Raw genomic sequence first — 13,968 nt, 5'->3', positions numbered from 1 at the left:
TTATGAACACACATAAATAAAAACTAACTAACTAACTAACTTGAAAGTACAAAAATTGTCTGGATAGCCTAGTACTTTGTCAAGTTAGTAATGAAGGGTTTGTAGTCAGGACTTTAGTGCTTAGAAAATAAGGACTAAAGTCCTGATTACCAACTTGCTTACCCTTCAATTTAAACTTGACAGACTATTAGTACAGCAAGGCGTAAATAAACAGACCATTCAGAATAGACGAAAAGCTGACGAAAAATTCAGAGTACAAATATTTTATATTAGGAGATTTGGTGATATGTCCCTAACTACCTCAAGCGTATTTGATGCCAATTTCTATCGTGCTGCCAATTCCGACTTAGCTGGTTTAAATGATGCTCAAGCTCTATCACACTTCCAGGCTTATGGTTTAAATGAAGGTCGTTCCTTCTCACCACTTATTAATTTAAATTTTTATCGGGCTAGCAGTTCTGACCTGGCAAAATTAAACAACAGCCAACTGTTAGATCATCTGGAGAATCATGGTGTAGCTGAGGGACGCAGTTTCTCTCCAATTGTTGACCTTAACTACTATCGTGCTAACAACAGTGATCTTGCAAGCTTTAACAACGAGCAATTATTTAATCATCTGGAAAACAATGGTATTAGCGAGGGACGCTACTTTGATCCACTTTTCATTTTTGGGCAATATCAGTCAGTTAACTCTGATCTCAAAAACCTAAATAATTCTCAACTTTTGAACCACTTTGAAATCAATGGGATAAATGAAGGGCGTGAATTTTCACCCTATTTTGACTTTAACTACTATCGCGCTAACAACAAAGACTTAGCTAATTTGAACAACAGCCAGTTGTTGCAACATTTTGAAATCTATGGGATAAATGAAGGGCGTAAATCTTCACCCTCATTTGATGCTGGTTACTATAAAGCAAATAATCTCGACTTAGCTTCTTTGAAAGGCATCAATTTACTCGAACACTTTGATTTCTCTGGTGAGTTTGAAGGACGTCAGGCTGTGAGTAATTACGCTGACAACACATTCGACACTGCTCGCAAACTGACGATAGGTTCAAATTATACTCAAGTATTTGAACATGTCGGCTCATCCGATCTCAATGATTACTACCAATTTAGTTTAAATCAAGCTAGTACTGTTACGATATGGGACTATAGTTTTTCTAGAAGCATAGGTGAGCAAATAGTTAATAGTAACGGTCAGATTCTGAATTCTAGAAATAGTGCAGTACAAAATCAAATTTCTGCTAATAGTGTTGTAGGCAATCCATCTCTAACGATTTCATTAAATCCAGGAACTTACTATATACACATTCAACCTCAAGCAGGGAATACTGATTACCAGTTATTCCTTAATGCACAACCTTACGTCCCGCCCGTGGTAGGAAGTTCATCAAGATCTCTATCTCTACAGAATCAGATTCTAGCGAATCAATATCTAGCAAATCTACGGGAGCAAGAGGGTAGAATTGTAGCAGGTTTGGCTGACGACATGAAATTGGAGGTCTAGACGTAGGTTGGGTGGAGCGGAGCGCAACCCAACTGATTATCAGGATGTTGGGTTACTACAATTTTTTTGCTATAGCAATCCTAAATCATTCGTGAAAAAGAAAATCGCTGAAATGTTTATATCTACGTATTTTCTAACCTTTAAATTCGGATTGCTATAGACATAATATATAGACTATAGACAAAAATTATAACCCGAAGAACGCAAGGTATTTGAAACTTTGTTGTAGTTTAGGTTGATAAATATTGCGCTTTTGTTTTAATAATCGTAAGTGTTCAGCACCAATTATTACAGCTATTATAAATAATTTAGTTATTAAAAAATACCAGAAAAATTAGAGAGCAATATAACATGAATAATGCTTGGAAGCGTTGGATTACGACCGTTAATTTAGCTGCGATGTTTACAACGGGCGTAACTGCGGCACTAGTATTTTTAGTATTCTCTCATCAGGCAACAGCTGACGATCCAGGAGTATGTTACATGATCACCTCCTCTGGTAAAACCGTTGGATTGGGAAGGCTTTGTGGCAATATAGCCGCACCTTCAGACAACAGAGTTTTTCGAGTCCCAATTAAACGCCGCTTTGGTGGAACTCCTGTGATTGATGTCACCTTCAACGACAAAAAAACCTTTGAAATGATTGTAGATACAGGTGCTAGTGAAACCATTATTACTCTAAATATGGCAAGTACACTTGAACTCCAGGCTACAGGTACAATGCAAGCCCAAATTGCCGATGGTAGCCAAGTAAAATTTCCAACTAGTAAGGTAAAATCTATTGCAGTCGGTGGAGTTACAGCCAATAATCTTCAGGTAGCGATCGCACCAAAAGCCAGCATCGGCTTACTAGGCCACGATTTCTTTGGCAACTATGATATTAAGATTCTGGAGAAAGAAGTCCAATTTCATCCCCGCTAATGTTCCCAGGTAAAAACCGCCTACGCACATTTGTACCGCCAAGCCACCGACAATTGAATAGATGAGCGATAAGGATGCGATCGCAGCAACTCTTGCAGAAGATTGCCTATTTATGGTAGAGATTAATTAATCAAGTAGACTCAGGTAAATCAACAGTACCATATCTCCTCTGTCAATCATGTTGAAACTACTAAACGGTGCGATCGCGCTGATAAGACCAAGCCGCCAATAAACCAAAAACACCACAAGCCCAAAGTAGCCAAAGTAAATGTAGAATTAGATGGTTATCGTAGTTCAAGTTAACCGCCGATAGAACTAATTCCCGAAAGTGGTAGAACGGCGAGAATGCAATTAAATCTTGTACGATTTGCGGTACTGGAAGTGGAATTGAACCGCAAGCAACAGGAATAACAATTAGCGATAGGCTAAGAATGGAATCAGCACTTTTGGGATTTAGCAAGTACCCCAATGCAAGACCGAGAATCGCAAAAGGGATAATTCCTAAGATTAGGCTTGATATCAGAGCTAACCCTTGAGTCAAATCCATTTTCATCTCAAGTTGCCAGCTTCCTAATCCGAAGATTAATAAAAGGCTCACAGTACAAATCAGAAGCGAGGTGGCAATTTTAGCCGCCATATATACTGCTGGTGGTAAAGGTGTCGCTCTCAAAAGCTTCAGCCATTTTTCCGATCGCTCAACTGCAATTCGTTTACCCAGTCGGTCGATGACAATCGTGAAAAGTATGATTCCAGACAGGTAAACGACTGTTTCTGTTGCCTCTTCTCCTTTCAACCCTTGCAATTTTAATAACGGGACGAATCCCACCATTGCGAGTGTTGCAATTAAAAAGACTGGAGTGCGAAGTAGTTGAAGGATTTCAAACCAGAACTGTTGTTGAAAAATGCGTTGGATGTTTTGAGAAGAGGTTTCAGGTAAATTCTCTGTCTGTCTAGTATTTTCAAGTTGATCTAATAAGGCGTTATCTTCTAAATTTATTAGATACTGAGTTAGCTGTCCTTCAGGGGGACTTTCAGTAATTTTATGAACAGTGACACAGCGAGTTGCTAAGGTATTTAATCTATCCCAATCTGGTATATAATGCGTCACCATTATAATAGTGATTCCTCGTTGACGGCAGAGTTTGATTTGCTGCCAAAATTCTTCATATCCCGGTCCATCTAGACCCATAGTTGGTTCATCAAGGACGAGTAGTTCGGGATTGCCTGCTAGAGCAAGGGCAAATTTAAGCCGCTGCTTATGCCCACCATTTAATTTAATTGCCCAATCGGTTTCTTTATCTATCAGCTTAACTTTGTTGAATATTTCTTCAGTTGAAAGTGGATTAGGGTAGTAGCTTCTAAACAATTCAATAAGTTCCTTTACCTTAACATTTGTTGGAAACTGTACATCTTGGAAAGCTACTCCAACATGGATTTTTGAGTTAGCACTCTGTGGTGAAAGCCCCATTAGCTCAACTTCTCCACTACTGGGTTTGAGTAACCCTAAAATCAGATTCAGTAGAGTAGTCTTGCCAGCCCCATTTTCCCCGCGCAACCAGACGAATTCGCCTCGCTTAACAATCAGATTGATATCCTGTAAGATAGTAACTTGCTGGAATCCTTTGGGAACTACCTTAGAAACTTGCTTGAGTTCAATAATGTTCATAGCTTGTCTGAGAGAAGATATAGATAAGATTTAGAGTTAATGGAGTGTCATTTGCATTAGAAACCAAATCGCAAAGGAAGCGGCAACAGCAGGCATTAACGAAACACCGAAAAAAGTGGTTAAAATTACGAGTGCTGCTGTTCCTCCTGCAAATCCCCAAAAGTTCATAGCAAGTGAGTTGGTGGAATCAATTGGTGGTATACAAGTGCTGAATAAGCAAAATTCACTTCCTTTCGTTATAAAAAAGAATGTGGCAAGCATTGCAACTCCTAAAACTCCTAAAACAACCCATTTATTCAGGTGTAATGAAAATCCTGAACCGAGAATTTTTAAGGAAACGGCTGGAGTTTCTATAGGATTGGGATGAGATTGTATTTGTCCATCTGAACTTGGAACGACTTGCGGGTTGTTCGACGAGGATTGCACAACGTTGGAAGATTGTTGAGGGTTGTTAGAAGGTTGCATTTTGGTTGATTACTCCTTTATTTCGTGAAATATTCGACAAAGTTGGAAATTAAGATAGTGTTACTAAAGCACTGTCTGAATTGCAAGCCATACTACTGCACCAATTCCGACAGCGACAGCTAGAGGAACACCGCCAATAACAGCCACAAGACTTGCAACTCCAATTCCAATAACACCGCCTGTGATGTCTGGATGCTCTTTTACCATCTTGAGAACATCTTCTCTCTCTGGCAGTTTAGGTGGTGGAGATATGCCAGGTGTTTGAGGTTGAGGAGTAGCCGAGGGTTTAGGTGATGGACTACGACGATCGCTCTTTGCTATTTGTTTTTGTTCTTGAGAGCGATCGCGCCGAGTTTCAGGTTTTTTAAATGAACTAGAATTAAGTTGCAGCCCTTTAGGTTGGCACTCTTTTGGAAGTGTACCAGACCAGTGAATCATGGGATGACAAGAATGTTGAATCTGCAAAGTTTCTATGACTAGAAGCGGTGTCCAAACTAAAAAACATACAACTAGGACTGTTTGGAATCGATAGCGAAGCCATTGGTCGATTAAACTGGGAAAGTTTGTGATAATTTGCATGATCTAATTTGCGACGTTTTGCTTCAAGTGCTTTATCAACCCGCTCTACAGAGATATGCGATAGCATATCTCTTTCACCTCCTTTATCTCTCCAGGTTCCTCAGTTGAGTGATAAATCTAAAGAGCCATATTTGTATACTTCCCGAAAAACCGATCGAAGTAACTGTTAATGCCTTCAATTTTGAATTGTTAAATTGATTGCAACGTTTTAACATCTGCTTGCAAATCTTCGACATCGTAGTTAATACAAAGTCCCCGTTTTGCCAATTCGTGTTGAAACTCAATCACTGTCAGGCTAGTCCAAGCACGGGCTTTGCCACTACTAATTTTTTCCTGTTTGTACAACATGATGGCGATTTCGAGCTTTAATTCATCCTCAATCATCTTGGTTGATTGGAGGATGTCATCAGGAATTACAACGCTCATTGGATTCTGCCGGAGAAAATTTATTTATCCTGATTTAAAGATAAATGATTCTATTGTGAAAGATGCTGGCAGCCTCTAACCCGTGTCTGTATTAGGGATTTTATATGGAGCAAAGATCAAGAGTACAGGTAAGTTATCCAGCCAAAAGTACAGGCGAATTTAGTAAAAAAATTCCGACTTTAGCTGAGGATCACACAGGTGAACTGGATAGTCTTAATCTTGATTCTGAAAAACTAGTCATGACTTTTGTGTTTCTAGATCAAAAGCAACTGATGAAATTTATCAGCGTACAGAGATCATTGCAAATTATCTAGTTTCTATCTCTAGAAGATTAACACTCTACTATACCCATTCTCGTAATTTTTTATGTACTGGCGCTAGATACCACATATAATCATCAACTTTGTAATTATCAGCAGCTTTAACTATATATTCCTGAGCCAAATCAACATTATTCTCAACTTCGTAATATAATCCCAAGTAAAGATGACTGTAAAAATTTCCCTTTATCCCTTCTGATTGACCCACAGTTAAAACATCATCTGGTGTACAATTTCCCGAATACAAATCATATACGCGCTGCATGATGCGTCGAGGATCATTTTTCACAGTTAGTAAAGAATTACGTGCCTCTTCAACACCTAACGAACGAGCTATGCAGAGATATCGCCATACTGTTTCTTCTACATCTTGAGCATTCACAGTCAAATCTATTTCAAATTGTTGAGCGCCCTCAGCAAATCTTTCTGCGTAATAGTACGATAATCCACGTTGCCAGAGGTAGGGTTTGATACGGACATCCAATTGCTCTGCCATGTCAAAATCTTGAATCGATTCATCAATTTTGGCCAGTTGAAAGTTAACCATGCCTCGACGAATGTAAGCATTGAAATTTTTCGGCTGATTACGAATAGTTTCGTTCCAGCGCTGGAGTTGATTTTCCAGAGAATTTGATAAAAACATGGGTTGCCAAGCCTATATGAGGATTAACTAACATATTTTCAGCTTTGGGGAGAGTACGTCAATCTTCTAAATATTAGGCGTTCCTGATTTCCTGAAGCGTTAACTTTAAGAAAACTGTTTCATGTCATAATTTTGATGCTATTTATTTATTTTATCATGACCAGTATTATCGAATTTACTTGGCAGCAAGAGGCAATGATTCGCCACAGTCAGCGCCTAGTAAACAGTTTTCATCATTGGACAGGAAATTCTTTGTTGGATGTAAATGGTCTACCCCAGGAAATAGCGCAGGTATTATTTGAAGCACCTTTTGTCTTAGTTTCTCACGGCACTGAGTCAGACCCAATTTTCAACTATGGTAATCGCAAAGCGTTGGAACTATGCGAGTTTTCCTGGGAGTAATTTACTATAATTTCTTCCCGTAAATCACCTGAAGAAGTAGTGCAGGAAGAACGCGATCGCCTATTATCAGAAGCAGGAACTAAAGGTTTTAGCTATTTTTCTGGTGTGCGGATCACCAGCACTGGTAAACGCTTTGAGATCCAAGATGGTATCCTTTGGAATCTCCTAGACGAGGACAATTAGTTGTGCGGTCAAGCAGCAGTGTACTCTAAGTGTACGTTTCTCACATGATCACTGCCTGATCAGATATAAGTACTAATTATTTACTTAGTTAAACTGAGATCCATCCACGAGGTAGAAGAAACCACTTGCAGAATTCAGTATTGTAGAGTTTGTGTCTTAAAATCAGGAAAAAACGCTCGTGGTTCCCATTAGAGATAATAATCCGACAACAATCACACCTTATGTAACTTATGGACTGATTGCTGCCAACGTCCTCGCTTTTCTTTATGAAGCAAATCTTCCTCCACAAGCATTAAATGGATTTTTACACCTTGCGGCTGTAGTTCCACGAGAACTGACTTTAAGCTTTGCTGGTACTTCTCTACATCAACCAGTGCCAGAGTGGGCAACTTTAATTACCTCACAATTTTTGCATGGTGGTTTCTTGCACTTAGCCGGTAATATGTTATTTCTCTGGATTTTTGGTAACAACGTTGAAGATAAATTAGGTCATGTTAAATATTTGCTATTTTATTTATCTTGCGGTATTTTGGCATCCTTGACCCAGTGGTTCTTCGCTCAAGATTCTAGCATTCCTTCTTTGGGTGCGAGTGGTGCAATCGCAGGTGTCATGGGTGCATACATTCTCCGCTTTCCTAACGCCGAAGTTCTCGGCGTTGTACCTTTAGGGTTTTTCTTCCCAACTTTCCGCGTCCCAGCATATTTCTTTTTGGGATTCTGGTTTCTCGAACAAGCCTTCTACGGATTTGCCAGCCTCGAAACACCTACTAACATTGGTATGGAAAGCGGCGGTATTGCCTACTGGGCCCATGCAGGCGGGTTTATCTTTGGGGCAATTATCGGCCCACTGTTGGGTTTATTTAGTGATAAATCCCAGGAAGAATCTTGGTACAAGTGATCCTTTATTGGATCATAATGCCCCTCAATTATACTGTTTGATTTAATAGGTGAAATTGCCTAAACTTCGCAACTCCCAGCCGTACAGGGTATATTGCAGTTAGTCAATAATTTAGGAAAAACACCTGTGTTTCCCCTCTACGACGAAAATCGAACGCGAATCACCCCGTATTTTACCTACGGGTTAATTGGCATGAATATTTTAGTTTTTATTCACGAGGTGAGTCTGTCACATGCACAATTGAATCAGTTTTTAAGTCAGTATGCGGTAATACCTCAAGAGTTAACCACCAATTGGAGTGGAGAGTGGATAACGTTATTTACGTCGCAATTCTTACACGGCGGTTGGTGGCACTTAATCTCGAATATGTTGTTTCTCTGGGTTTTTGGCAACAATATTGAAGATCGATTAGGTCATTTCAAATATCTGATTTTTTATTTGGCGTGTGGTGCTTTAGCTGCCTTGTGCCAATGGTTTATTGGGATGAATTCTGAGATTCCTTCCTTGGGAGCAAGTGGTGCAATTTCTGGGGTTTTAGGTGCGTACATTATCCGCTTTCCGCAAGCTAGAGTGAAAACCTTAGTTTTTTTGGGGATTTTCATCACCACAATTAGAATTCCAGCACTAGTGATAATTGGACTTTTCTTTGTGCAAAATGTGATATCCGGTCTTGCTACCCTGCAAACAGCCGCTAAGATGAGCGTGGAAACTGGTGGAGTTGCCTATTGGGCACACATCGGTGGTTTTGTTTTTGGGGTGATTCTCGCTCCCCTGTTTGGGTTGTTTAGAGACGACTAACTACAGCATTTCCTAAAACTCCTAATGCCTATCAAACCTCTGCGTATCCTCTGCACTAACCTCTGCGTTAAAATTTCCACATTTGAAAACTATTAGTTTTTGTTAGCACGCGCTGAAACTTCTTCTGATTCTTCTACCTGAGTTCTAAATGTTGGTGCTTCTACAACTTGTTCAGGTACAGAAACGATGATATCAGCACCATTGATAATTGTTCCCAATAACCCTAGTTCCGCTTCAACTAATTGATCAATAGCTTCACCTAGCATATTCTCTTGTGTATAGTGTGGTCGCGTCACTAGTACGATGCCATCGCTGTAAGGTTGGATTAACAAAGGGTCATTGGATATGCTGAGAGAACTAGTGTCTAAAATAACTAAATCAAAACGTTCGCGGGCATTTTCGATCAGCCGTCGCATTTCGCTAGATTCAAGAATAGCAGCTGATTGCCGCACAGGTCCAGGGCTGGGAAGAATGTATAAATTTTCCACATCAGGAACTAAACGAATACATTCACTCAAATTAGCGTAATAACGCAGGGGTTCAATAGTGGCGTCGGGGTCAGGAATTACATTCAGGGATGTACAACGGGAAGGCGATCGCAAATCTATTTCGATAATCAAGGTTCTTTTACCAGCACGGGCTGAAGCTATACCCAAGTTATATGCACTTGCCGTTTTACCCTCTTGACTACTGGTGCTAGTAATCAACACCACCTTTAAGTTTTTACCACCAATCCGGCGCAGATTACTCCGGAATTTCTCATAAAATTCTAAATAAGGAGAATCGGCAGAAAGTAGCACAGGCATCGCACCTTGATCCAAATCATCAACTGGCATTAAAGGCAATTCTCCCAACAGTGCCACTTCCCGTTGCTTGAGGCTTTCGCGGATATCCTCTCTGGTTTTGAAAGTCCCTTCCATCGCTCCCAAGAAAAATATCACCCCGCCACCAATCAACACACCTAAGAAACCACCTACAGCTAGGGTAATAGGCACACTCTTAGGAGGTTTGAGATCGGCAATGACTGTGGGGCGTCTGGCAATGCTGAGGCTGCTAGTAGTTTCTGCCTCTGCGGTTTTAGCATCGGTTAGCTTCACCTGCATTTGGTCATAGATGGCTTTTTTGAGTGTAACCTCCTGTTCTAAACGCGATCGCTCTAATTGCTTGTTGGGTATCAGAGCATACTCTCGCCGCAGTCGCGCTTCTTGTTGAATTTCTTGGGCTAGTTGTTGTTGCAGCGTCTCCCCTTGGGTTTGCAACGCCACCATTTGGTTTGCCAACTGCTGACGTGCAGGATCTAAGCTACTTTGGGCGCGAATATTTGCAATGTTACCCGGAAGCGGAGCTGCTGTACCTTCACCACCTAAAACCTCTGCGGCACGTTGTTGGAGCAATTCCTCAGCAGCTTGTTTCTGACGCATCAACTGAATCATCGTTGGATGTTCCGGTCGCAAATCTTTTCTGAGTACGGCCATTTGCGACTCACTTTGATAAATTTGCGATCGCAAGCTAGCAATAATTGGATCGGCACTTAAAGCAGAAGAAATATAAGCCTGTCCGACTGTTAAGCCTAACTTATTTTGTAAACTGCGAACTTGACCATCAACCCCAGAAATAGTTAATTGAATTTGCCGTTGCAGATTTTGGCTGGTAGTAATAGCGCTTAACAAGCTGCCATTCTCTGCTGCTAATATTGCCGTTCGCTCTAGGCGATCGTACTGTTCCAACTTCTTTTCAGCAATTTGCAATTCCCGTTTAGTTTGTGGTGTGCGATCGTTAATCTTTTGAATAATTGCCTGTAACCGCCCAGTATTGATATCACTGCTCAACTTAATCATTGATTGCATCAATTCCGCCAAGACCTGTATAGCTCGTTTGGCATCAGTATCTACATATTTCAATTCCAATATACTAGATTCCAATTCTCCAGTTCTGGCGTTTTTTTTAGGTATTGTAATGGCAATACTGCTAGCGAGCTTTTTCGGTTGGACACCAGCTTTTTCTGCCACTCCTCCAATTATCTGGTTTGATAGTAAAACTTCCTGATTCAGATCTTTGCCTTGCTGTTGGATTTGAGTACCAGTTGTAGAGAAAGAAACTGGTGGTCCACTATAGGTAAGTGCAGCAGATCCTATATAACTAGTTGGTGGCTCTGGTTGCATAGCCACCAGAGTTGACCCTGCTAAAACTAAAGCAAAACTAGCCAGTCCAATCCATTTGTACTTCTCAAAAGCAATAAGATAGCGCTTAACAATTGGTGGGGTCATGGTCGCTTCGCTCCAATTAAAAATTAAAAATTAGGAAGTAGCAAACTAAAGATAGTGGTTTTAATACAAGATAGTTATCAACTTTCTACTGTATATATCGGTTGATATCTTTAATATTTTTACATTAATGAATTCAAAGATAAGTTGGAGATGTGGCTTCCTCCACTCCCAACTATTTCCAGATTGTATCCTTATTTTAGAATTACTAATTTGAGCCATTGCCACCGACGTTTCTAAAAAATTGGAGAAAAGATTGGACATTAAAGAAAGGTTGGGTAATGGTAGTCAGTAAATTAGTAATCTTACCGATGAGGTTCCGACCAACAACAATAACATCATTATCTTGAAGCGGCACATTTTGAGATGCATCACCGCCTAGAGCTTTTTTAGCATCAAGTTTTTGGGTAACAGCTTTACCTCGTTCAGAATCAAAGCGAACCAGAGCGATATCCCGGAGGTTCGCAGCGTCGAGATTTACTCCACCCAAAGCATCTACAAATGTACTGCCGTTAGGCAACGCTTGAGTGGAAAAACCTCCCCCAGCGTAGTTTAAAACCCGGACTCTAATCTGTGGTGTCGCCAAGGATGAACGTGCTACCAAATTGCGGTCATAACCGTCATCATTACCAACTTCACGACGGGGTACAAGTATTGCATCTCCGTCTTGTAAGCGTAAATTAGGGATTGAACCGCCATTTTGCAGTGCGGCATATAAGTCAATATTTTGTGAAATCACGGAACCATCGATTAACTTCCGGCGGACTTGTATTTGTCGCAGGTCTGCATTCAACGTTGAACCACCAGATATTAGCAAGGCATCAGCAACGCGGGGTGTTGATGAATTAATCGGATAAATTCCTGGTTTAAATATTTCGCCGCTAATAGTAACTTGAACTGGTCGCGTCCCTGCCAAGGATACTACCACAATTGGATCTGGGAAAATGCGACTTAAACCCAAGCGAATTTTTTCTTGAGCTTCTTCCAAAGTTAAACCTTGTAATGACACCGTTCCCACTTGCGGCACTACAATGTTACCTTCTGGACTAATTACAGCTTGAAAACTTAAGTCTTGACGCTGCGTTGCTAAGGCTAAAACTATTACCGGATCAACTACATAACGATTTAAACCCAAGCGAATTTTTTCTTGAGCTTGTTGCAAAGTTAAACCTTGTAAGGAAACTGTTCCTAGTAAAGGTACCACAATATTACCTTCTGGGTTGATTAAAGCTTGAAAGCTCAAATCTGGAAAGCGCTGAACTGAAACGCTAATTCCATCTCCTATGCCTAAGCGGTATGGGCCAGGAGGACGCTGAAGCACAACGCCAATTGTATCTCCTGGACCCAAGAGGTAGCGGCTGAGTTGGGGGGAAACTTCGTTATTTGCACCTGGAGGCACAACCTCAGTACCTGGCACAGGCGAAGGAGGTTGCCCTGGTGATTGTCCTTGAGATGGAAAAGGCAGGGCAACGACAAGTTGGATAGGTGTTGTTAAGAAAACTCCTACTTGAAGACTAACAAGACACAAGGCGCTGAATCCACGCATATAAGAACTGGAATCTATAAACATCGGTGCAGAAAATACTGATATAGAAATTAGTCGCGCGGAATGGTTATTCTACTCTATGAATGTCCTAAATGTCTCTTCTATCTGCAAGTATTTACGAAGAAGAACAGGAGGCTTTATCAAAATTTTATTTCTAACTTCATAATATTGTTAACATCTTTTAGCTCAATTTCAGCCTGAACGCAATTTATTGAGATACTATTGATGAATTTATGTACAAACGTATATGTAACAGACGCTACAAAGGGCCTGCCATCAATACAGTTTGCACTGTTTCTCCGATAGACTGCGCTAAAGACCAAGATGTTTCTACTTGCCCCAAAGGTTCCATTGGAATCAGAATACTGACGGCCACCCAAGGAGTGCGTTGCTTATGCCACTGTGCCAATTGATCCGCCAAGAACCAGTGGAAAGGTGATGGATTTCCACCGTCTGGCATAGCGTACCATTGCAATACAGCGAAGGTTTGCTGTGGTGTGGAGGCGCGAAAGAACCTAGCTTCTACTTTAGTTTCGACATTAGAAGTCAACTTTGCAGGCTGTTTCACAGTAAATTCCGCAGAGCGAGATTGAGCTACATCCCACTTTCCCCAGCGTGACCTTCCCCAGCCGTTAACCTCTGTCCACTCTACCTCTGGTTGATCCATAGGCCCGTTTTGTGGCAGCAAAAGCAGGATTGCCTGGGATGGGGAACCTTCTTTTTTAATTACCTGCAAAGACCATTTATGTTCGCCAATTTGCTGTTCTGCTTGTTCAATGGTTTTCCAACCAGGAAGGGTTAACCCAGTTTGGCGGATCTGTTTTAATTGGTTGAGGGTAGTAACAGGTGGCGGCTGTTTCCATTGCCAGTGTCCTGTCAGGTATCCGGGAACCCCTCCTATTGCTAGCAGCAGTAGTAATAACAAAAGTGCTGCTACCTGACTCAATTGGTTTTGCTTGAAAAACTTGGAGATGGAAATCATCAGTAAAATTTATAATACTTAGGCAAAATTTTACTTTATAAAATCAGAATATGAATTCAGTAATATTTATGACTTATGCATCAGCGACGAAAAATTTATCACCCAGCCCTTGAGATACCTCACCCTGGTTATGCTACGCAAAACCTGTCCCTCTCCTTACTAAGGAGAGGGATTAAAGATAGGACAGGGTGAGGTTTTTGTTTTGGGTAATTCGATGACTTGTGTGTATATCGTAGGGATGGAGGATGAGGCAGACAAGGGGAATAACCCAATGCCCAATGCCCAATGCCCAATGCCCAATGCCCAATGCCCAATGCCCAATGCCCAATGCCCAATGCCCAATGCCCAATGCCCAATGCCCA

Annotated in this window: 13 protein-coding genes and 1 pseudogene; 6 read left to right on the top strand and 8 right to left on the bottom strand. The window is 40.9% G+C overall.

Annotated features, from left to right (window positions below; translation table 11 throughout):
- Positions 1-286 precede the first annotated feature (286 nt).
- Both V7K31_RS26765 and V7K31_RS26760 read left to right on the top strand, forming a co-directional pair.
- Entirely contained in the window at positions 287-1,513 is a 1,227-nt protein-coding gene (locus tag V7K31_RS26765; protein WP_335098439.1) for a hypothetical protein, read from the top strand.
- A 351-nt stretch (positions 1,514-1,864) separates the two neighbouring features.
- Positions 1,865-2,434, top strand: coding sequence for a retropepsin-like aspartic protease family protein (locus V7K31_RS26760; protein ID WP_335098437.1), 570 nt, complete (start codon positions 1,865-1,867; stop codon positions 2,432-2,434).
- A 190-nt stretch (positions 2,435-2,624) separates the two neighbouring features.
- Here the strand turns inward: V7K31_RS26760 and V7K31_RS26755 are convergent, their stop codons facing one another.
- From V7K31_RS26755 to V7K31_RS26740, 4 genes are all read right to left on the bottom strand, one after another.
- Positions 2,625-4,100 carry an ATP-binding cassette domain-containing protein gene (locus V7K31_RS26755; RefSeq protein ID WP_335098434.1) on the bottom strand — a complete coding sequence of 492 codons (1,476 nt, stop codon included), beginning with the start codon at positions 4,098-4,100 and terminating at the stop codon, positions 2,625-2,627.
- A 36-nt stretch (positions 4,101-4,136) separates the two neighbouring features.
- Positions 4,137-4,565 (bottom strand): hypothetical protein, encoded by a 429-nt coding sequence (locus V7K31_RS26750; protein ID WP_335098432.1) that lies wholly within the window; start codon positions 4,563-4,565, stop codon positions 4,137-4,139.
- A gap of 63 nt (positions 4,566-4,628) precedes the next feature.
- Positions 4,629-5,144: a hypothetical protein gene (locus tag V7K31_RS26745; RefSeq protein ID WP_335098430.1), complete on the bottom strand. Its 516-nt coding sequence runs from the start codon at positions 5,142-5,144 to the stop codon at positions 4,629-4,631.
- Positions 5,145-5,333: 189 nt separating this feature from the next.
- On the bottom strand, positions 5,334-5,570 hold the full coding sequence (locus V7K31_RS26740) for a UPF0175 family protein (RefSeq protein WP_335098428.1): 237 nt from the start codon (positions 5,568-5,570) through the stop codon (positions 5,334-5,336).
- A 104-nt stretch (positions 5,571-5,674) separates the two neighbouring features.
- Between V7K31_RS26740 and V7K31_RS26735 the strand changes: the two genes are divergently transcribed.
- The gene (locus V7K31_RS26735) at positions 5,675-5,884 is read left to right on the top strand and encodes a hypothetical protein (protein ID WP_335098427.1); all 210 of its coding nucleotides are present in this window, start codon (positions 5,675-5,677) and stop codon (positions 5,882-5,884) included.
- A gap of 28 nt (positions 5,885-5,912) precedes the next feature.
- On the opposite strand, the gene V7K31_RS26730 is transcribed toward V7K31_RS26735, so the two are convergent.
- Positions 5,913-6,533: a tetratricopeptide repeat protein gene (locus V7K31_RS26730; RefSeq protein WP_335098425.1), complete on the bottom strand. Its 621-nt coding sequence runs from the start codon at positions 6,531-6,533 to the stop codon at positions 5,913-5,915.
- A gap of 156 nt (positions 6,534-6,689) precedes the next feature.
- On the opposite strand from V7K31_RS26730, the pseudogene V7K31_RS26725 reads away from it, so the two are divergent.
- The 3 genes and pseudogenes from V7K31_RS26725 (at position 6,690) to V7K31_RS26715 (ending at position 8,814) form a co-directional block, all read left to right on the top strand.
- Positions 6,690-7,118 (top strand): annotated as a pseudogene (locus V7K31_RS26725) (MEKHLA domain-containing protein).
- Positions 7,119-7,296: 178 nt separating this feature from the next.
- Positions 7,297-8,016: a rhomboid family intramembrane serine protease gene (locus V7K31_RS26720; RefSeq protein WP_335098423.1), complete on the top strand. Its 720-nt coding sequence runs from the start codon at positions 7,297-7,299 to the stop codon at positions 8,014-8,016.
- Positions 8,017-8,142: 126 nt separating this feature from the next.
- Complete coding sequence (locus tag V7K31_RS26715; RefSeq protein WP_335098547.1) at positions 8,143-8,814, top strand: rhomboid family intramembrane serine protease; 672 nt, start codon at positions 8,143-8,145, stop codon at positions 8,812-8,814.
- A 92-nt stretch (positions 8,815-8,906) separates the two neighbouring features.
- On the opposite strand, the gene V7K31_RS26710 is transcribed toward V7K31_RS26715, so the two are convergent.
- The 3 genes from V7K31_RS26710 to V7K31_RS26700 all read right to left on the bottom strand — a co-directional run bounded on the left by V7K31_RS26710 (position 8,907) and on the right by V7K31_RS26700 (position 13,606).
- Entirely contained in the window at positions 8,907-11,081 is a 2,175-nt protein-coding gene (locus tag V7K31_RS26710; RefSeq protein ID WP_335098421.1) for a GumC family protein, read from the bottom strand.
- Between the two features lie 205 nt (positions 11,082-11,286).
- On the bottom strand, positions 11,287-12,648 hold the full coding sequence (locus V7K31_RS26705; protein WP_335098419.1) for a polysaccharide biosynthesis/export family protein: 1,362 nt from the start codon (positions 12,646-12,648) through the stop codon (positions 11,287-11,289).
- A gap of 235 nt (positions 12,649-12,883) precedes the next feature.
- On the bottom strand, positions 12,884-13,606 hold the full coding sequence (locus V7K31_RS26700) for a cyanoexosortase B system-associated protein (protein WP_335098417.1): 723 nt from the start codon (positions 13,604-13,606) through the stop codon (positions 12,884-12,886).
- Positions 13,607-13,968 lie beyond the last annotated feature (362 nt).

The organism is Nostoc sp. (assembly GCF_036917675.1).
GTDB lineage: Bacteria > Cyanobacteriota > Cyanobacteriia > Cyanobacteriales > Nostocaceae > Nostoc.
The sequence above is the reverse complement of the archived record's forward strand: the minus strand, read 5'-3'. Positions and strand labels throughout refer to the sequence as shown.